Annotated in this window: 3 protein-coding genes; 2 read left to right on the forward strand and 1 reads right to left on the reverse strand. The window is 61.2% G+C overall.

The window, feature by feature from the left end:
* Nucleotides 1-2: 2 nt before the first annotated feature.
* A complete protein-coding gene (locus tag RDK48_RS04180; protein ID WP_298993160.1) occupies nucleotides 3-1,139 on the reverse strand; it encodes a KamA family radical SAM protein in 1,137 nt (378 codons plus the stop codon).
* A 237-nt stretch (nucleotides 1,140-1,376) separates the two neighbouring features.
* Here RDK48_RS04180 and RDK48_RS04185 point away from each other — a divergent pair, with 237 nt between their 5' ends.
* On the forward strand, nucleotides 1,377-18,194 hold the full coding sequence (locus tag RDK48_RS04185; protein ID WP_298993157.1) for a non-ribosomal peptide synthetase: 16,818 nt from the start codon (nucleotides 1,377-1,379) through the stop codon (nucleotides 18,192-18,194).
* Nucleotides 18,191-21,724, forward strand: coding sequence for an alpha/beta fold hydrolase (locus RDK48_RS04190; RefSeq protein ID WP_298993154.1), 3,534 nt, complete (start codon nucleotides 18,191-18,193; stop codon nucleotides 21,722-21,724). The genes RDK48_RS04185 and RDK48_RS04190 overlap by 4 nt, the downstream gene beginning before the upstream one ends.
* Nucleotides 21,725-22,064: the final 340 nt, after the last annotated feature.

The following is a 22,064-nucleotide window of genomic DNA, read 5'->3' on the forward strand; positions in this document are numbered from 1 at the left end:
GCCTACAGTTCAACCCATCCGGCATCGTCATCAAGTTTTTGGATGATGATGCGCGAGGCCTGTTCTTCGTGCCCGATGCGGGCATGCATCTGCTTGAGAACAATGTTGCCCTCGCTGATGCCGCAGATTTCCAATTTACCGATGTCATGACCGATTATGTACTTGAAGCGCTTGCCATAGCCGCTGAGTTGCGCCTTGGCCTTGTCCACAATGGCAATGCCCTGCTTGAGCGGCAGTTGAAAATGGTGCCGCACTCGTGAGACCGGCATGCACTGGTACAGATAATACGGGTTCACCCCAATGGAAAGCAGGCGGTTCATCAGTTCGACAATGTCTTCTGCTCTGTCGTTGACGCCGCGCAGCAGCACCGCCTGATTGTTGATGGTGGCCCCGCACAGGCGCAGCCTCTTGATGGCCTCGGCCGAGGTGAGCGTGATCTCGCGCGCATGATTGTAGTGCGTGGCAATGTACAGAGCCTTGCGCTCGGCAAAGGCGCGCAGGGCATCTATGAGGGCGTCGTCAAAGATGCGCAGAGGGTAGGTGACGGGAATGCGCGTACCGATGCGCACAAAATCCACATGGTCGATCTCGGCCAGCCCCTCCAGCATTTTTTGCAGCACCGGGGTTGCTAGGGTCAGGGGGTCGCCACCGGAAAGAATGACGTTGTTGATCTTTGGATGGTCGGCAATGTATTGCAGCGCCCCGGCAAAGTTGCGCAAGGTCTGCTGGCTGGAGTGCCCTACAATGCGGCGGCGAAAGCAGTGGCGGCAATGCATGGCGCAGCATTCTGTCGTGACCAGCAGTGCAGTGCAGTCGTATTTATGCAGTACGCCATTACCCTTGTCATGCTTGTCGTCGCCGTAGGGGTCGGCAGTTGTCGCGCCCATGGATCCGGCAACCACCAGTTCTTCCGCATCAGGGAAGCACATACGGCGTATGGGATCGCTGGGATCGTTTTTATCTATAAGGCTCAGATAATAGCGGGGAATGTTGACCGGGTGCACCTCGGCGACTTCACGAAGCGTTGCTTCCTCTTGTGGACTGAAGGTGGCGTATTGCTTCAACTGGTCGATGGTGACGACATTGTTGGCAAGTTCCTTTTTCCAATCAAGGCATTCCCAGCAAGGTTCAGCGTCCATTATCCCGGCCTCTGTTTGCGGATGGATTTTCTGTTGTTCAGGTGTTTTGTATGTGCCTGAACACCCGGATATAGAGTTGTTGTTGAGGAAATGCATTCAATATCCGGATTGCGTTCTACTCATGAATTTACGGCAAAAACTGTCCAAAGTATATGTAAAACTTGCTAATATGCAGGCTGTGAGCTATTTTGCCCACCATGTTGCACTAAGCGCATTAAAGCCGCAGTGGGGGACGGAATGGCAAAGATTGTGCCTTTAACCGGGTGTCAAAAAGAACTGTGGCTCTCTGCAAAAGCGGCGCTGTCCGACTATGCCGAAACCTCTATTCGGGGCTGTTATCACATTGACGCCCTGCTCGATCCCGATCTGTTGCGTCAGGCCATCAAGCGCACGCTGCATTTCACGCCTCTGCCCGCCGCCTCCCTGTGCCAGGATGAAGCCGAACCGTATTTTCTTGTGGGCGAACCACAGGAGCCTGATTTCAGGGTTCTGGACGCCGCTGCGCAGCCGGACCCCGCCGCTGCTGCCGACTGCATGATCGACGAGTTTTTTGAAGAACCGGTCGAAAATCCCCTTATGCGCTACGCCCTTGTCATCACTGGCGAGGCAAGCTGCATCGTTGCCATGAAGTGCTCGCACGTGGTGCTGGACGGGCTGGCATTCTTTTTTCACATAGCTGTTATTGCGGACGTTTACACAGCCCTCGCGCGCGGAGAAACGCCAGACCTTGGCGAGCCGTGCTCCTGCGAAGAAGCCTACCTTGAAGATCAGGCGCACTGCGCCTCGCCGCGTTTTCAGAAAGACATGGCCTTTTGGCAAGAACACCTCTCCCGCCTGCCAGAAAAACGCCTGCTGCGCGCCCTGCCGGGGCGCCCCGATGTGCTTGGCGAGAGCCGTCACCAGAAGTTTGTGCTGTCAGAAAAAGCCTCGCGCGAAACGTCCGCGCTCATTGCCGCCCACAAGGTCAGCCCCGCGGTGTTTTTTACGGGCATCTATGCACTTATTGTGTCGTTCATGAGCGGAGAAAAGGACATCGTGGCTCTTGCCCCCGTGGCCTATGGGGAGCGCAAGGTGCTATACCGGCGGCAGGGGGCCATGATGTCGCTGCCGCCCCTGCTGGTGAACGTGGCCGCGCACGATACCTTTGCCGGGCTGCTGGAGGCCGTCAGCGCGCAGAACGGCTCGTTTTACCGTCATGTGCGCACGCCTTACCAACTGGCTGCCCGCCAGCTTGAAGGCAAAAATTTTGCCTTTCTGGCAGATACCTTTGTCAATTTTCTGCCCAATACGCCTCCCGGCACACCGGAATTCCCCATTGTCGAGGCGGAGCAGAGGCACAGCGCCAAGGAGCCGATTCTTTTCGGCACACTGGTCATGCAGGAGCTGCGCTCGGGCTGTTTTTCGCTCACGGTGCGCAACAGCCGCAACCACCTGAGTGACAGGGATGTGGAGCGTTTTGTCGCCCGCGTTGAGAGCGTAGTGGCCCAGCTTGCCGCTGGCATTGAGCCGCCGCAGCTTGACTACCTGCTGGATGAAGAAAAACGGGAACTCGCGCAATGGCGCAGCGGCCCTGCCAGAATGTACGATATCCGTTCCTTGCCCGAACTTTTTGACGCGGCGGCGGATGCCTTTGCCGGACGCGTTGCCGTCAAGGACGAATGGGGCAATGCCCTTTCGTACGCGCAGGTGCGCGAAAATTCCCTGAGGTGCGCCTCGTGGCTGGCCGGGCAGGGCGTTGCGCGGGGCGGCATTGTGGCGGTGGCTGCCCAGCGCACAGCCAATCTTCCAGAAGTTGTTCTGGGAATCCAGAGGCTTGGAGCAGTCTATCTGCCCATAGACCCCAAGGCCGCACCCGACCGCATGGCCTATATTGTGGAAGACGCCGGGGCAGACATCACGCTTGATCTGGCCGACCTTGCCTACCGCCAATCCCCCATAACGCCCTTGCCGCAAGCACCTCTGGCCGGGGATGGAGCCTACCTGATCTACACCTCTGGCTCCACGGGCAAGCCCAAGGGCGTACTGGCCCCGCACGGCGGCTTTGCCAACATGATTCAGGGGCAGATCGAGCTTTTTGGTGTGCAGGCTGATGACCATGTGTTGCAGTTTGCGCCGCCCATTTTTGACGCCTCGCTGTCGGAAATGTTCATGGCTCTGCTGGCTGGGGCCGCCCTGTATCCGGTGAGCGACCAGTGCCGCAACGCGCCCTGGACGCTGCGGCAGTACATGATTGATAACGACATCACCGTTGTCACCCTGCCGCCCTCGTACCTCAACCTTTTTGAGGGAGAGCCGTTCCCCGGTTTGCGTGTGCTCATAACAGCGGGCGAGCCGCCTGTGGTGGGCGATGCCCTGCACTATGCCAAGGACCTGCGTTATTTTAACGCCTACGGCCCTACGGAAACGTGCGTCTGCGCGGCCATGAAGGAAGTTTCGCCCTTTGAGCCGCAACCCATCGGTGTGGGCAGGCCCATCCCCAACGTGACGCTTTCCATCCGCAATGCCGAGTGGCGCGAGCTGCCCGCAGGCATGGCGGGCGAACTGTGGATAGGCGGGGCCAGCCTTGCCATCGGCTACCACAACAAGCCTGAAATGACGGAGCAGCGTTTTATCCACCTTACGCAGGAAGGAAACGCCCGCTTTTACGCGTCCGGCGATCTGGCCTTGTGGTCGGACAAGGGCGAAATCCTGCTGCTGGGCCGGGCTGACGATCAGGTTAAAATACGCGGCAACCGGGTGGAGCTGGCCGAGGTGGCCTGCCTGCTTGAAAGCTGTGAAAGCGTCAGTCAGGCGGCGGTGCTGGCCGTCAAGGATGCGGGCGGTCAGGTCAGCCTTGCGGCATTTTTTGTGCTGCGGCCCGGCGCATCCATAGAAACGGTGGTTTCGTGGAGCAGAACAAGTCTGCCGCTCTACATGGTGCCCTCGGCCTGGCACGTGCTGGAAGCCATGCCCCTTGCCCCTACGGGCAAAATAGACCGCAAGGCCCTGCAACACATTGCACGGCGCGGCGAAGCGCAGGGCGGCAGTGACCGTAAGCCCCATGCTGGGCTTCTGGAGATTTTTGAGCGCGTGCTCGGCCGGGCCTATGATCCTGAAAAAAGCTTTTTTGCCCAGGGCGGCAACAGCCTTAACGCCATGTCGTTGCTGCATGCCATCCGCAAAACTTTTGACGTTGATATTTCCTTTCGCAGTTTTGTCAGCTGCGAAACGCTGTTTGATGTGGAAGCCCTGCTTGGCGGTGTTCGTGCGGAGTCGGCCCTTGCGGGCATTGAAAGCGCGCCGCTCAGCACCGGGCAGTTCCGCATCTGGGCCTACCAGCAGGTGAACGAAGGCTCCATTGACTACAATATGCCCCTGCTGCTTGAACTGCGGGGCGACAAAACTGCGGATTTTCTGGAAGGCCTGCGCAGGGCTGCCAACGCGCAGGAGCTTTTTCACTGCACCGTGACGGGCGATATAGACAATCCCCATTTTGCGAGGGGCAAGGGCGAGGTCTACCTGTGCAGCGTGGCCATTGCCGATGCGCGCGAAGCGGCGGTATTTTTTGACCAGCAGATACACACGCCCTTTGATCTGCGTGTGGAGCCGCCCGTGCGCCTTGTGGCCGCAGTTTTGCCGCAATGCGTTCAGGTGCTGGTGCTGGTGCACCATGTGGCGGGCGATGGCGAAACCCTTGAAATCCTGTTGCAAAATGCCTTGCGTTATTTGCGCGGCGAACCTCCCGTGCGTGGTCTGCTGGCTGTGCAGGAGGCTTTTTGCCGCAGGCAGGCCGCTTATGCGGCATCGCCAGCCTGCGCCGATGATGCTGCCTACTGGCAAGAGGTGCTCACGCCGCCAGTGCCCACGGTGAATCCGGCCGCAGGAGCCGCCAGCCGCAAGGGCGCCATGATCGGCGTTGACCTTGATGCGGAAACCGCGCAGGGGTTTGAAATTCTGGCAAAAAATTCTGGCGCGAGCGTGCTGGCCTGCTTTGTGGCCTTGGCGGGGCGCGCACTCTGCCGCCGCTTTGAAAGAAAGGAACTGTTGCTGGGTGTGCCCATGGGGCTGCGCGAAACGCAGGACGAATTCTGCGCTGCCGGGTTCTACGTCAACACCGTCCCCCTGCGTGTGCGCCTTGACGGCCTTGAAGACAGCGCCGCCGTGGCCGATGCCGCCCGGCAGATGCGGCAGGCCATTGAGCACAGCCGTTACTGCGCTGCGGATATTGTGCCCGAATTTCTGGCAACGCATGCGCATTTTGAACCTGTGGGAGTTCCGGGGCTTGAACTGAACAGGTTGGAGCTGGAATTGCGGGCCAGCAAGCTCACAGCCAGCTTTACCCTCGTAACGGGCACGGCTTCGCGCATTGTGCTGGAGTATGACGCGGGTTGCATCGCCGATGCCGCGGCCCTGCTGGATGATCTGGCGCAGAGCATGCGGCGTGCCTGCGAAGGGCTTGCCCGCCGCAATCCCCGGCAGGTACTGGCCGATGCCTGGCGCGAGATTCTGCACCCCGGCAGTTCCAGCGCTGTGCAGGAAGAAAACGACTTTTTCCGCGATGGCGGCGATTCCATCAAGGCTATCCAGATAACGGGCATTCTGCGCCGCAGCGGCATAACTGCCTTGAGCGCGCCGGATTTTTTGCGTAAGCCCCGCTTTGGCGATCTCTGCACTCTGCTGGAAAGCGCTGTCAGCGACCCATCTGTAACGCAGGCTATGGACTATACGCCTGTCGCCCCTGGCGAGCGGGTTCCCCTGCTGCCTTTTGCCCGCTATTTCCTGAAAGCGCACCCCAGCCACTGGCAGCAGTTCTTCATGCTGCTGCCGCTGGAAATCCGCGCGGATGTGCCAACGGCGACCATTGAAGCCTGGCTGCAAACCCTGCCGGAACATCACGAATCCCTGCGCATGGCTTTTGCGCCGGATCATGCCGTGCTGCTGGCCGAACCGCAAAAAATAACCCTGCACTGCCGTGATTTCGCCGACACTGTGGAGCAGACAAGCCTGCTGCGCGAAGCTGTGGCGGAGATCACGGCGGGCCTTGATGCGGCATGCGGCAAAACTCTGGGTACCATGTTGGCCCGGCAGGGCGAGAGGCGCTTCTTGTTGCTGGTGGGGCATCACCTTGCGCTGGACGCGCTCTCGCTTGAAACCCTGCGCCAGGGCTTGCTCCATTATTGCCGTACGGGGAAAGTCCAGCGCGAAGCGCACGGCCTTGCCCTGCGCGCCCGCGAGGTTGAGCGGCTGCGCGCTGGCGGGGCATTCCCGTCTGCGGAACAGCGCGTTTTGTGGCGGGCTGCCTGCGCAGAACCATGCGAACCCTTGCGTGCCCTTTTGCCGCAGGGCAGGGGCCGGGACAGGGCCGTCAGCCGTGCCCGTCTGTCCGCGCAGCTTGAGGGCTTTCGGCTGGAATACAGCACCGCTGCCAAGGCCGATCTGTTAGCCGCGCTTGCCTGCGCCCTGCACGCCCAAGGGCAGAAGGCGGCGGTACGCGTAACGCTTGAAAGCCACGGGCGCGATGAACTTTTGCCCGGATTTGACGCCAGCCGCAGCCTTGGCTGGTTTACGGCAGTTTGCCCCATGCCTCTTGAGCCTGCCCTGAACTGCGCGCAGGCCCGCGAAGCCCTTGGCCCGTGGCTGGCGCAGCATTTCAGCCCTGAAAACTGCAATGCCTATGGGTACCTGCGGCAGGAAGATCCCGTTGAATTTGGCTACACGGCGCAGATTGCCTTCAACTATCTGGGGCGTGTGACGGGCCTGCCAGACGAAGAGGCCTCCCTGATGATTTCGGCTCTGGCGCCGGGGCTTGTTCCCGAGCTTGTCCATGCCGACATGGAGGCGGATGCCCCGCTGGAACTTTCGGTCTTTTTTGACCAGAAGGGCATCCTGCACCTCGGGGCGTGGTTCAGCCCGCACTGTCTGACGCAGGATTGGGTTTTCGGTTTGCTCCAGAACTGGCTTGCCGCCCTGAAAACCCTGCCCGCCTATCTGCCGCAGCAAACTCTGGACGCCATTTTTGCCGCCTGCGGCTGCCATGCGGACGATGTGGAGCGCATCGCGCAGCCGGATGCCGGGCATGCGCCCTTGCTGTATCAGTCTCTGCTTGCGCAATCAGGGGTTTACACCCAGCAGGTTGAATTTCATTTTCGCGGCCCGGTGGATATTTTTGGGCTCATGCGCGCGTGGGAAGCGCTCACCGCGCGGCATGAAAGCCTGCGTTCCCTCTTTCCCATGCCGGTGGAAGGCGAGTTTTACCGCGTGGTGTTGCGCAAGGGCCGCACCAGCCTTGAATTTCACGATTTTTCTCACTTGCCGGAGGCCGAGGCCGAGGCGGAAGCACAGACCCTGCTGCGCGCGGAACGGCAGCGCGGCTTTGACGTGCAGCGCGGCCCCCTGCTGCGGGCGCGGTTTTTCCGCCGGGGTGCCGACCGCGTGGTCATGAGCTGGTGCTTCCACCATCTGCTTATGGACGGCTGGTGTATGGGCGTGCTGTTGCGGGAACTTTTTGCCATGGCCGGGGCCAAGGGCGGGCCAGAAAACAGCCGTTTGCCGGAGCCTTTCCCGCTGGAGACCTATTCCCGCTGGCGCGCGCAGTTTGATGAACGCGCGGCGCGGGCCTACTGGGCCGGATTGTTGCAGGATTTCAGCGGGCCGACCGGGGTTGAGCTGGCGCAATCGGCTCCCCGCGCTGCCACCTCCGGGGAATTTGACGAACCGCAGACAGTGGAACTGGAACTGGACGCCGCACAGAGCGCCAGCCTGCAAGAGCTGGCAAAAACAGAGGCGGTGACGCTTTCCGCCCTTGTTCAGGCTCTGTGGGCCGTGGTGCTCGGCAATGCCAACAGTGGCTGCCGCGATGTGGTCTTTGGCGTGGTTACTTCCGGTCGTCCGGCGGAGCTGGCGGGTATTGAGTCCGCCGTGGGGCTGTTCATCCAGACCTTGCCCCTGCGGGCGCGCTGGACAACCAGCGACTCCCTCGGCGCGCTGCTGGCCCATGTGAAAGAGCAGAATCTGCAGCAGATGCGCTATGGCTATGTGCCCCTGGCGACACTGGGCAGAAATCTGCTCGACCACCTGATGGTCTTTGAAAATTATCCTGTTGATACGTGTTTTGATCACAACCGCGTTGAATTGTGCGACATGCGCGGTTTTGAAAAGCTGCCTTACGCCCTGGGCATTTCGGTTATTCCCGGCGTAAATCTGCGTTTCCGCTTTTTGTATGATCCCGAGCGTTTGCCAGAGGAGAGGGCGCTTGCCCTGCGCAACGGGCTGCATGCCGTGCTTGCGGCAGCGGCCTCAGGGGCCGGGCGTACCTGCCTTGCGCTGGAAGAAGCGGCGAGCAACGCGGGGCTGACCGCAGAAAGGCCCATCGCAGAGCATGACGGAGCAGAGCGGTGCGGGACAGAGCCGTGCGTTGCAGAAAGCGCGCCCGATAACGCTGCCGCTGCAGCCGTGCAAGCCCAGGTCCCGCAGGGGCCGGATGTGGCGGCTCTGGCGGAAACCGTGCGCGCGGCCTATGCCGCCGTGCTTGGTTGCCCCGTGGATTCTGTGGATGCGGACTTTTTCCAGCTTGGCGGGCACAGCCTCATAGCCATGAGCTTGCTCTCGCAGTTGAGCAAAAGCCTCTCTGTGGCGGTGGGCATAGAGGATGTGATGGGCTATCCCAGCCCGCGCGCCCTTGCGGCCCGCATTGGCAGTCTGGCAAAGCCGGATGCTGTTATTCCGCGAGTGGAAGGGCTTGCAGCCTACCCCCTGTCGCCAGCCCAGCAGCGTATCTGGTTTCTGCAAAAGCTGCATGAGGGCGGTCAGGTTTATGTTATTCCGTTTGCGGCCCGGTTGCGCGGCCCCGTGGATGCCGTGGCCCTGCAAAAGGCCCTTACCCTGCTTGAAGAAAGGCACGATGCCCTCCGCCTGCGCGTGGCGCTGGATGCGCCGGAGCAAAGATTTGCACCTGCTGGCGGCCTGCGGCTTGAATGCTACGACACGCCCCTTACCGATGCCGTCTATCTGGGCATGAGCCTGCCTCTGGGGCCGGAAAGGCCCTTGGTGCGCGTGGCCCTGTTCCGGCAGGAAGACGGCAGCCATGCGCTGGTGTTCTGCTTCCATCACATCATTTTTGACGGCTGGTCGGCGGAAGTTATCACCCGCGAACTCAACGAAGCCTACGGCGCCGTGCTGCAAGGCAGCGTGCCGCAGTGGCGGCCTCTGGATCTGGATTTTGCAAGCTACGCCCTGTGGGAATCGCAGCGGGAGGCGGAAGGTCTTGAACAGATATGCAGCGACCTCGCGCCGTTGCCGGAGCGTCTGCGCCTGCCGCTGGATTACCCCCGCCCGGCGGTGCAGCGTTTTGAAGGGGCCGTGCAGAGCTTTGATCTGGGCCTTGAACGCAGCCACGCCCTCAAGGATTGGGCCTTGCGGGCCGGGGTGACGGTATTTCCCGTGCTGCTTGCTCTGGTGGATGCCTTTTTGCTCCGCCATACCGGGCAGGACGACATTATTGTGGGCTGCCCCGCGGCAAACAGGGAGCATGAGCAGGTTCAGGGAGTTGTGGGCCTCTTTGTCAACACGCTGGCAGTGCGGGCGCGCATGAACGCGCAGGGCGGCTTTGCCGAGCTGGCAGGCACGGTGGACGCCGCGTTCAGAAAATCATTGTCCGCGCAAAACTGTCCCTTTGAAAAAGTTATCGAAGCCGTGGGGGTGGAGAGAAATGCCGCGCGCAATCCCGTGTTTGACGTATTTGCCGCGCTGGAAGACGCAAGCTGGAACAATTTTGGCCGCACGCCTCTGTGCATGGAACCTCTGCCCTTGCCGCACCAGTGTAGCAAGTTTGACTTGAGTTTTTACTTCAGGGAGCGGGCAGACGGCGGCTATACGGTGGATGTGGAATACTGCACCGAGCTTTTCAGCCCGCAGACAGTCCGCCGCATGACCGAGCGCCTGCTGACCCTTGCGGACGCCGTGCTGGCTGATGATGCAAAGCCCCTGGCAGAACTGGATATTCTGCCGGCGCAGGAGCGCGCAGAACTCGCCAGCTTTAATGATACGGCGGAACCGCTGGATATCGCCGCCGACATGGACAGCCGTTTTCGCGCTCAGGCTGCCCGCACCCCCCATGCTCCGGCAGTACTGGACGCCGCAGGCACGACTGTTTCCTACGCGCAGTTCAACGCGCAGGTGGATGCCGTGTGTGCATGGCTGCAAGGGCAGGGCGTGGAGCGCGGGCAGTATGTGTGCGTGTGCTTTGAGCGCTCGCCCGCGATGCTGGCCTGCATTTTTGCCGTTTTGCGGCTTGGGGCCGTCTATGTGCCGCTTGCCGCCACCTTGCCCGCCGAGCGCAAGCGGTCTGTGTTTGAAGACCTCGGGCAGTGCGTGGTGCTGTGCGAGGCGCGCTTTGCGGAAGCCTTCTGCCAGAATGGACAGAATGGACAGAATGGGCAGTGCGGGCAGTGCGGTCAGCGCGTGCTCTCGCCTGATTTTGAGGCGCTGACTGCTGGCGCGCAGGTGCCGGGCGGCGTTCCTCCTTATGAAGCGGAACCGCTGCCGCCGGATTCTCCGGCCTACGTGATCTTTACTTCCGGCTCCACCGGGCGGCCCAAGGGCGTGCCTATCGAACACGCCAGCGTTGCCAACCGCCTGTTGTGGATGCAGTCGCGCTTTCCCATCGGGCAGGGCGATGTGGTGCTGCAAAAAACCACCACCACCTTTGACGTGTCGGTGTGGGAGCTGTTCTGGTGGGCGTGGCAGGGCGCGGGCATTGCCCTGCTGGAGCCGAATGCGGAGAAAAATCCCGCCCTCATCGTGCAGGCCATTGAGGCCCGCCGGGTCACGGTGCTGCATTTTGTGCCGTCCATGCTGCGGGCTTTTCTGGATCATCTGGAGGCGCACCCCGGCGATGTGCGCAGGCTGCGGTCATTACGTTATGTGTTCACCAGCGGCGAGGCCTTGCCCCGCGAACTGGTGGCACGGTGGAATGCCCTGACGCACGCGGATCAGTTGCAGGTGGAGCTGCACAATCTCTACGGGCCCACCGAGGCGACCGTGGACGTATCGTGGCAGCCCTGCCTGAACACGCCGCCCCAAGCTGTGCCCATTGGCCGCCCGGTCAGCAATACCCGGCTGTACGTGCTGGATGCCTGCAAGTTCCCTGTGCCGCTGGGCGTAACGGGCGAGATCTATATTTCGGGCATTCAGGTTGCCAGAGGCTATCTGAACCGGCCAGACCTCACGGCCCAGCGTTTTATGGATGACCCTTTTGCCCCCGGCAGCCGCATGTACCGCACGGGCGATCTGGGGCGCTGGCTGGCCGATGGCAGCATTGAATACCTCGGGCGCAACGATGATCAGGTGAAAATTCGCGGCTACCGCATTGAGCTTGGCGAGGTCGAGGCGGCGCTTGGGCGCTGCCGGGGCGTGTCGCAGGCCGTGGTGCGGATGGGGCGCATTGGCGAATACGCGGCGCTTGAGGCCTTTTTGCTGCCGCAGGGCGGCGCACGCCTTGATCTGGTTGGCATCCGCGCGGAGCTTGCTGCCCTGCTGCCCAACTACATGTGCCCCTCCCGCTTTTTTGTGGTGCAAGATATCCCGCTGAGTCCCTCGGGCAAGGCCGACCGCAAACGTTTGCAGGGCCAGCCCCTGCTGGCGGGTGGAGAAAAGAGCGCCGCCCCCGCTGCACACGGCCCGGATGCATTGCAGGCAGGTTCGCAAACAGGCGAGGAAACTGGCTCGGAATCCGGCGTCTCCACCGCACAGATCGAGGCCGTGCGCGAGGTGTGGCGGCAGGTCATGCCGGAAGTGGAAGCGGGGCCTGATCTGGGATTTTTTGACGCGGGCGGCAATTCGCTCCTGCTGGTGCGGCTGCACACCCTGCTGGACAAACAGTGGCCGGGAGTATTCACGCTGGCGGGGCTTTTTTCAGAAAGCACCATCCGCGCGCAGGCCGCCTTTATTGCGCGGGCGCAGCATGCTGGCAGCAGCATTGCAACTTGCCGCGCAACCACCGCGCCCATAGCCATTATCGGTATGGCCGTGCGCCTTGGCGACTATGCCGATGTGCAGAGTTTCTGGCGTGATCTTGCCAGAGGCGCGGACAAGAATATCCCCATGCCCGAAAAACGGCGCGGCGAAACGCGGCAGATATTTGATGCCGTGGGTCTCGCCTTTGACGATGCCCGCCTGCGTGAGGCGGCCTATCTTTCGGATATTTCATCCTTTGATTACCGGCGGTTCGGGCTTTCACCCAACGATGCCAGCCTGCTTGACCCGGCCCAGCGCGTGTTTCTTGAAACAGCCCTGCGTGCCCTGGACGATGCGGGCTACGGCGGCAGCGCACTGGAAAACGCAGATGTGGGCGTTTTTGTGGGCGCAAGCCCGGTGCGTCTGTTCCAGACTGCCGTAACGCGGGCCTTTCCCGATTTGGCGGAGCAGACCTACCTGCTCAATGTGCCTTCCAACGTGCTGGCCCGCCTGAGCTACATGAAAAACTGGCACGGCCCAGCGGCCAGCGTTGATACGGCCTGCTCGTCCGTGCTTGCGGCCCTGCATCAGGCCTGCCGCAGCCTGCACGAGGGCGAGTGCGCCGTGGCCCTTGTGGGCGGCGCGCATGTTATTGATCTGCCTGTAAAGGCCGATGCGGCCTTTGCCATTGAGTCTGTCTCTGGTCGTACCAGAACCTTTGACGCCGGGGCCGAAGGCGTTGGCGCGGGCGAAGGGGCGGCGGTATTCCTGCTCAAGCCGCTGGATGCCGCACTGCGCGATCATGATGCCATACATGCGGTGATCCCCGGCAGCGCCGTCAATCAGGACGGCAAGTCCTCCAGCATGGCCGCGCCCAATCCCGAGGCGCAGGCCGAGGTCATTGACCGCGCTGTACGGAACGCGGGCGTCTCGCTGGCGGACATCCAGTTTTTTGAGGCCCACGGCACGGCGACGGTTCTGGGCGACCCTGTGGAAATCGAGGGCCTGCGCAGGGCCTTTGCCCGGCAGGGCGCGCGGCGGGAGCAAAAGGCGCTTATCGGTTCAGTCAAGGGTAATCTGGGGCATCTGGATGCCGCCGCTGGCGCTGCTGGCCTTGCCAAGGCCGTGCTCTGCCTTGAAAACGGCCTTGTGCCGCCGCAGCCGCATTTTGAGCGGCCCAATCCCCATATTGATTTTGAGGCCGCGCCCGTGCGCGTGGCGCAGATGCTTGAGCCGCTGCCCCCACAGGAGCGGCCCTGGCGCTGCGGCGTCAGTTCCTTTGGCCTTAGCGGCGTAAACACCCATGTGATTGTGGCGGAGCATCAGGCGGAGCCTTTGCCGCAGGACGACGGCCACTGGCAGTGCGTGGTGTTTTCCGCCCCGGACGAAACCTCGTTGCAGGACTACGCCAGGGCGATCGCGGCGGCTGTGGCGCGCAACGAGGGCTGGGCTCTGCATGCCGTTGCCGCCACCCTCATGACAGGGCGGGATGCCCTGCCTGTGCGCGCGGCCCTTGTAGTGCGTTCCCGGCAGGAACTGCTTGAACAACTGGACGCAGAGGTCACGGGCATTGCCGTGGGTAATGCGGCACGCCATGACAGCCGGGACAGCATGGAAAATTCGCTCCCCGGCGCATTCTTTGTTTCGCAGGAAGCGGCGCAGGCAGCCGCTAGCGCCTATCTTGCCGGGGCAAGCCTCGCGTGGCCCGCAGAAAGGCCCGTCTACAGGGTGCATCTGCCCGCAGCTCCTCTCGCCGCCGCTACATTGTGGCCGCGTTTTGCCGCGCATTTTCTTTCCGAGCCTGTCATGACGCCTGCCGGAAAGGCCTTTGCCCTTGCCGTGGACAGGCCGGATTTCTGGCCTGCGGCGGAGCACAGGCTTGAAGGCACTCCCTTGCTGGTGGGCATGAGCCTGCTGGATTGTCTGGGATGGATTGGCGGAGCCGCTCCCCTGAGCCTGCATGATCTGCGCTGGCGCAAGCCCGTAACCTGCGGCCCCGGCTGTCGCGCGGTATTGTTGGCGCAGGAGCAGGGCGATGCCCTTGCCGTGGAGCTGCACCACTTTGAACCTGCCCCCCGCAATTCTGGTGAGGCTTCCACGACAGGACTGTCCACAGGCACATGGAACGTGGCCGCCAGCGGCCTGGTGCGCGGCGGGATTGCCCGCCCTGCGGCGTTGAATCTGGCTACAGTGCGCGAAAGCCTGCACGAAATAGAGCAGCAAGATGCGCCGGAAGATTCGCCGCTCATGGTCAGCGGGCGCTGGCAGTGCCGCAAGGCACTCTGGGGAGCGGAGGACGGCAATACTCTGCTGGCAGAGCTGTGTCTGCCCGAGGCCTATCGTGCGGATTTCAATACCTTCCGCTGGCATCCGGCCATGATGGACATCGCCGCGAGCCTTGCCCTGCGCGATGCTTACGGTTTTGTGCCCGCTGGTTGCCGCATGGCGCGGCTCTACAGCCCCCTGACCGCGCAGGCCTTTGCGCTGGTGCGCATCACTGACCGCCAGCAGGGCATGATTGTGGCCGACTGTACGGTGACGGACGCCTCCGGCCAGATTGTTGCGGAACTTGAAGGGATGACCTTTATGGCCCTGCGCAAGGGGCAAACTGCTGGCAAATCCGGCCCGGATACGCCGCAGGTTCATCCTTTGCATGGTGAGCAGCCGCAGCCGGAACTGTACGCCATTGGCTGGAAACAGGCCGATCTGGAAGGTTGTGTTGCCGGGCCGCAAAACATCATGCTGCTTGGCGGTCAGGGTAGCCTTTTGGGTGAAGCCCTGGAGCCGCTTGCCCACGCGCGCCGCCCCTTGCCCTTGCAGGCGGATGAAGCCCGCGCTCTGGCGCGTGAAATTCTGGCTGGCCCCACAGATCATCTGCTTTGGCTGCCTGCATTAGAGCCCGGTGTGCAAAACGACACGTGGCCGCTCTGCGCCCTGCTGCAAGAGATTTGCAGCGGCGGGCTGCGCCGCCCCCTGCGCGTCACTGTTGTGGGCCGCGGGGCTTTTGCGCCGGATGCCCCTGCCCATGAACCGCATCAGGAGTCTTTGCCGCAGGGCGCGTTATACATGGGGCCGCTGCTCTGCCTGCCGTGGGAAGAGCCCAGGATTTCCTGCGCCTATGTGGAGCTTGAGGAGCAGAACGCAGCTTCCGTAGCGGCCCTTGTATCCAGCCTCGGGCTGGTTGACGGGCCATATGTGGCGGATTGCGACGGCACGGTGCGTGTGCGCGAACTGGTCAAGCTGCCGTCTGCGCCTGCCTCTGCTGCCACGCCTGCCATCACAAAGAACGGTTGCGTGGTGATTACCGGCGGCCTCGGAGGCATGGGCCAGACGCTGGCGCGCCAGATTCATGAGCGCCACGGCGCGCACGTGGTTTTGCTGCACAGAAGCAGCCAGTTGCCGCCCCATGCGCTGGAGGGCATGCCCTTTGCCGCCTTCCGCTGCGATGTCACGGATGCCGCGCAGGTTGAAGAGGTTTTTGCAAAAATTCGGAGCGAGGTCGGCCCGGTGCAGGGCGTCATTCATACGGCTGGCGTGGCTGGCAGGGGCTACCTGCTGACCAGCGACAGGCAGGGATACGAATCCGTGCTGGCCCCCAAGGTGGCTGGCGCCTGGAACCTGCACAAGGCAACCCTTGGCGATGATCTGGCCTTTTTTGTGCTGGCTTCATCGCGCACGGCCCTTGTGGGAGCGCCGGGGCAGAGCGACTATACCGCCGCCAATGCCTTTTTGAATGCTTTTGCCCGGTATCGCCGCCGCCTTGGGCTGCCCGCACTTTCCATCAACTGGAACACATGGTCGGGTGTGGGCATGGCTGTTCGCGAGGGGCTTGGCAACGGGCCGGAGGCCGCAACCATGCTTGCGCCGCCGCAGGCCCTTGCCGTGCTAGAGGCCGCGCTTGCCAGCGGCGAGGAGCTTGTGGCTGTAGGCATGACGGGCGAAAACGCAGAGGATTTCGCCCTTAACGGCCTGCCCGGCAGCGCGTCAATCAGCAGCAGTGCGGCGAAGGGCAACGCCACGCAGGCGCAGCCCATGGGCAATGCCGATCATTTCGATGGGGCAGCCCTGCTTGAGATTATCCGCGATTGCCTTGGCTATGACAGGCCCCTGAACAGAGAGGACGACTTTTTTGATCTGGGCGGTGATTCCATTGCCGCAACACGCATCGTGAACCGGTTGGACAAGGAGGCGGGGCTTGCCCTCGCTGTGGCGGATCTGCTGGAAAGCGACACCCTCGGCGATATTGTCGACTGCGCCCTTGCCTCGCGCAAACCAGCGCAGCCGCTGCAAAAAGCCGAGGAAACAACGCCAGTTCTGGATAAATACCCCGTGGGCAACGAGCAGCTTGCCATCCTGTATGCCGACATGGTCAGCGAGGGCGATCTGGGTTTCAACCTGCCAGCATTCCTTGTGATGCCGCCCGATGCGGATGCGGCGCGGCTTGAAAGGACCCTTGCCCAGCTTGTGGAGCGGCACGAGGCGCTACGCACGAGCTTTTGCGATTTTGAGGCCGAGCGCCCGGCCATGATTATTCATCCCTTCACCGGGTTTACCCTTGAAGAAAGGCGCATCCCCGATCTTGCGCACAAGGATGACATTATCCGGCCCTTTAACCTGCGGAACGAAACGGGCTTTCGCGCCAGTCTGCTTGTGACTGATGCGGGTGAAAAAGTGCTGTTCCTCGATGTGCACCACGCCCTTGGCGACGGCAGAACCATGTCGCTGCTCAATGTGGAGCTGTACCGCCTATATCATGGGCTGGAGCTTGCGCCTGTAACCGCGCAGATGAAGGATATCGCTTGGCAACAGGTCACGCATCCCGATGCCGAAGCCGCAGCCTACTGGCAAAATATTTACAAGGGCGAATTACCCCGGTTGGATCTGCCCGCATCGCATCCCCGCCCCCGGGTGCATACGGGCAGGGGCGGCACGTATGAATTTGACCTCGCGCCGGCGCTTGTGCAGGCCATCAAGGGCCTGGCCCGCCGGGAAGGGCTGACCAACTATCAGGTTTCGCTCTGCGCCTGGAGCCTGCTGGCGCAGGCCTACACAGGCTTGCAGGATATTGTGGTCGCGGTTTCAATGGACGCGCGCGGCGAACATCTCAACACGGCGGGCATGCTGGCATCAGTGCTGCCGCTGCGTTTCAGCGTGGACCCCTGCCAGCCGCTTTCCGCCCTGTTGCGCGCTACACGGCAGGTGAGCAACGAGGGTATGCGCCACCGGGCGTACATCCTTAACAGCCTGCTGGCCGACCTCAGGCAGACCGCATGGCCGGACAGATCGCCCCTGTCAGAGATCATTCTCTCGTACATGAACTTTGAATTTGCCGCTGAAGGGCAGGGCCTGTTTGAATCCCTGCGGTTCAGCAAATTCTCCAGCAAGACGGATCTTTCCATCTTTGTGAGCGATATTGGCGAGAGCATAAGCATTGCCCTTGAATACTACGCAGACCTGTTCAGCGAGGCCGATGTGCTGCGCATGGCCCGCGATTATGTGCGCATTCTTGAACTCATGACTTCCGCACCTGGGGATGCGCCGCTGGGCTTTACACCCACTGACCTGCCGTGCGCCGCTGGCCGCACGGTCAGCCTTGAGCAGTGCGAGGCCTTGGCCCCGGCAGCCGTGCGGCAAGGCATTGAGGCAGTGGCGACGGGCAAGGGCGCATCTGCCGAGGCTGTGTTGCTGGCGGTGTTTGCCGTGCTGATGGGCAAGGTGACCCAACAGGAACAATTTGTGGTGGAGGTGCCGCCAGAGCGCTCCATCAGGTTCAGCATTGACGACAATATGGAGTTTGAAGAACTGCTGGCCTTCACGCAAAAGGGGCTGGCGGATAAGGCTGGTATGGGCGATGCTGACCACGGGGACTCTGGCCTTGCTGATGATGGCATGCCCCTCATGCAAAGCGCCCTGCGTTTAGGTTTTGCATTTGCGCGGGGGGGGGCCCCCACACCCGATGCGCAAGGCAATGGTTACGGCCTGTTCTGCTCGGTTCGGGAACAGAAGGAAGGTCTGGCCCTGTATTTTGCGTATGATCCACAGCAGGTTGTAGCGGAAACCGCTCAGGACTGGCTGACCTACTACGGGAATTTTCTTGAAGGCATAATTGAAGGGGCGGCATGATGAAGTTATCGGATTTTTCCTTTGCTGTTCCTGCAAAAAAGTCTGCAACACACGAATCTGCCAGTATTTCCGGCTCCGGCCCGCTAACTGCGGACGTCATGCAGGCGGGGGGGGAGTTCGCCAGCCTTGAGCACCTGTTCCGCAGCATTGCTGACGCACGGCCAGAAACCCAAGCCCTGACCGGGGGCGGCCCTGGGCTGAGTTTCAGGGAGCTGGACGTTTTTTCGGAGCGCATTGCCCGTTTCATCCTTGCGCAAGGTTATGGGCATGAAGCTGTGGTGGGCGTGTTGTGCGCGCGCGGTGCGGTGTATCTGGCTGCGGCCCTTGGCGTCATGCGGGCTGGAGCAGTGTATCTGCCCGTGGAGCGCGAGCAGCCGCAAAGCCGCAAAGAGGCCATGCTGCGGCCTGCAAGCCTGATTATTGCCGACAGTGCCTGCCTGCGCGAGGCCGAGTATTTTCACTACAGAAATCCCGGCATCCGGCACGTGCTCTGCCTTGATGCGCAGGACTATGACGATGCCGCCGAAAAAGGCACAGGCCTTGTAAGCACGGAATACTGGGAGCAGGTGGCGCAGGCAGGCAGCGACATGGGCTGGAAGAGTGACTTTGACGCCGCCCCCTGCCCGCAAAGCGAACTCGCGGCCTTGGCCGCTGCCGTGCTTGAAAAATGCGGGCTGGCTCACAGTGCAGAGGCCCATGGCGCGGAGGATTCCCGCGCAGGCCGCAAGGTGCTGGATGTGGGCAGCGGGTCTGGCTGCGTAGCGCAGGCGCTTGCCGGGGCCGCGCAGGAATATGCGGCGGTGGATCTGGCCCGCAATGAACTCAGCCGCCTTGCCCGTTTTGACGCTGCCGCCAGGGTGACGCCGTATCGTATGGAAGCGGCGGACATTCATTTTCTTGAAGGTCAGGCCTTTGACGTGGTGGTCATAAATGGCGTGGTGGAAAATTTCCCCGGCTACAACTATCTGCGCAGGGTGCTGAATCACGCCGTGGAGATGCTCACGCCTGACGGCCTCGTTTTTGTGGGGGCGGTGCGCGATCTGGATTGCCGCGATGATCTGCGGGCCGCCTTGCAGGCCCATGCCCTTGCCACTGGCGATCAATCAGGCCTGCTGCGGCTTGATGCCTCTGCCGAGCTGTTTGTTCCCCGCCAACTCTTTACCGAGTGGGCGGCGCGCTGCCCTGTGCCGGTGCAAGTGACGTTCTCGCCCTGCGTGCTGGGCCAAACCTATGAGCAGAGCCGTGTAGATGGCGGCGCGCAGCACGGGGCGCAGTCCTTCCGCTATGATGTTATCATCCGTCCCGGCGGCAGCTGTCCTCAGGTTCCGGTTTCGCGGTTCGGGGCGCAGTATCTGCCGCCTGCGGGCGGACAAGCCCTGCCTCCATGCGAGCCATCTCAGGCTGCCTACATCGTGTATACCAGCGGTTCAACAGGCACTCCCAAGGGGGTGGTGGTAGAGCACCGCAACCTCATGCATATTTTGCGCGCCCTGCGGCCCTATGCGGCGGGCTGCGAGAGCGTGGGGCTGGTTGCGCCCCTGTCGTTTGACGCCTCGGTGCAGCAGTTGGCTGTGTCTGTCTTCAGTGGCAAAAGCCTGCACGTGCTGTCGGACGAAGAACGCAAGAATCCCTCGCTTTTCTGCGCCTGCGCGCGTGAGCGCGGGCTTGACCTGTGCGACATGACGCCCGCATTTTTCAACGTGCTTACAGATTGGCTTGCCGAGCAGCGTCAACCCTTGCCGCTCAAGGCCCTGCTGCTGGCGGGTGAAGTGCTGCGGCCCGATGTGATCCGCAAATTTTACGCCATCCCCGGCAACGAGGGCGTGGTGCTGTTCAATGTGTACGGCCCTACGGAATGCACGGTGGACAGCAGCGCCTTTCGCATAGATATGGGCAACCATCAGGATTTTACCGCCTATCCCATTGGCAGGCCGCTTGAAGGCGTGCACATCTGCGCGATGGACAAAAATTGTCAGGAGTTGCCTGATTCCGTCACTGGCGAACTGTGGATTTTTGGCGATGGGGTGTCGCGCGGCTACCTGAACAACGCCAGCCCCGGCGCGTTTGTGGAAAAAGACGGCCAGCCCTGCTATCGCACGGGTGACAACGGTTATGTGCAGAACGGCCTTGTTTTTTACCGTGGGCGCGAAGACCAGCAGGTGAAAATACGCGGCAACCGCGTGGAGCTTGGCGAGGTGGAAAAGGCCGTGGCGGGCTTTCCCGGCGTGCGTCAGGTGGCGGTGGTGGCGGATACCTTTCGCGCCGGGGAGGAAAAGACCCTCGCCGCCTATGTGGTGGGCGATGTGGATATGGCCCTACTGCGCGGATACCTAGAGCAACACCTGCCGCCGTACTGCGTGCCCGCTTATTTTGTCCCCATGATGGAGCTGCCGCTTTCGCTCAACCGCAAGGTAGACAAAAAGGCTCTGCCGTCACCCTTGGGCGGGGTGGAAATTCAGCGCGGACGCATGCCTGCCGGGCCTGTAGAAGAAAAACTGGCCGGGATATGGAAGCGCCTGCTGGGCTGTGAAATCACCGATGCCGATGCTGGTTTCTTCAGTCTGGGCGGTCACAGCATTCTTTCCATCAGGCTTATTGCCATGATTGAAAAGGAAATGGGCGTGCATGTGGCTGTGAATGAGCTGGTCACGCATTCGAGTATTGCGCAGCTTGCGGCCCTGCTGGCCGGAAAGACCGAAAAGCGCGAAAGCCCTGTTATCCAGCTGCAACACTGCGAGGGCGGCAAGAATCTTGTGCTGTTTCATCCTGTTGGCGGCAGTGTGTTCTGCTACAGCGACCTTGCGCGCCTGCTTGGCGGCAAATATACGGTCTATGCTGTTGAGGCGGCTGGCTTCAGCCGAAGGCGCACGTCGCTTACCACAGAGCTGCATACGGTTGAAAGCCTGGCGGAGTATTATCTGGACGAAATACTCAAGGTCGAGAGCCGCGATATCATCTGGGGTGGCTGGAGTTTTGGCGGTCTACTGGCCTATGAATGCTCCCGGCGGTATGCGGCACTGGGCAACCGCAGCGAGCCTGTCATCATTCTTGATACCGTGGCCGACAATACCCGCGCAAAACAGATGGCGGCCAAGGACGACATCGAACTGTTGCAGCTCATTTTGCAGCAAGGTATGGCCTTTGACCCCGTAAAGCTGCGCGCCATGTCGCGCGATCAGCAACTGGGCTACCTTGTGGAATGCGGGGAGAAAAGCGGATTGCTGCCTGCCGGGTTCAGCGCCGTGCAGATGGACAACCTGCTGCTGACCTATCGCGGCAACACCCTGGCGGCTGCGCGCTATGAGCGGCCAAACCCTTCAGACTGTAAACTGCTGCTGGTGCGCGCGCTGGATTTTGCAAGCAACCCGCAGATAATAATGAATGATGACTACCAGGGCTGGGGCCGCTTTTTGAAAAAGGAAAACATCACGTTGCGCTGGACGCAAGGCACCCACGAATCCATGCTTTCTGCTGGCCTCGCCGCAAACGTGGCACAGCTCATCCTGGAGTATCTTGAAGGTGAAGGGTAGTCGAAAACATTGTCTATAAAAAGTCTAGACATGTTCTTAGGGTATTTCTTAACAATGTTGTAAAACTGTTGTTGGTAAAAAATGAGAGTTATTTCTATTTAGAGAAGGTGTGATACCTGTCTTGCGAACTGCTTTTACACGGCATTTGCGCTAAAGATTATCTTTTCAGGTTCGGTAAATTTTTTTTTCATTTTCCCCTAAAGTTTTTGCTTGAATTTTATGTTCCGGAATGAAACAGTCGTCCTTACGCTCGCAAGGCTGTTTTTTTCCGGTATTTTTTTTGTTTTGTCGCCCACAGGTGTGGATAGTGTGCGGCAGACCGCCAACGTTGCCCCTTGAG

Source organism: uncultured Desulfovibrio sp. (assembly GCF_902477725.1).
Classification (GTDB): Bacteria; Desulfobacterota; Desulfovibrionia; order Desulfovibrionales; family Desulfovibrionaceae; genus Desulfovibrio.

Bases quoted from the DNA above. Each gene is read 5' to 3' on its own strand.
- RDK48_RS04180 (WP_298993160.1), bottom strand. From the start codon at position 1,139: ATGGACGCTGAACCTTGCTGGGAATGCCTTGATTGGAAAAAGGAACTT.
- RDK48_RS04185 (WP_298993157.1), top strand. From the start codon at position 1,377: ATGGCAAAGATTGTGCCTTTAACCGGGTGTCAAAAAGAACTGTGGCTC.
- RDK48_RS04190 (WP_298993154.1), top strand. From the start codon at position 18,191: ATGATGAAGTTATCGGATTTTTCCTTTGCTGTTCCTGCAAAAAAGTCT.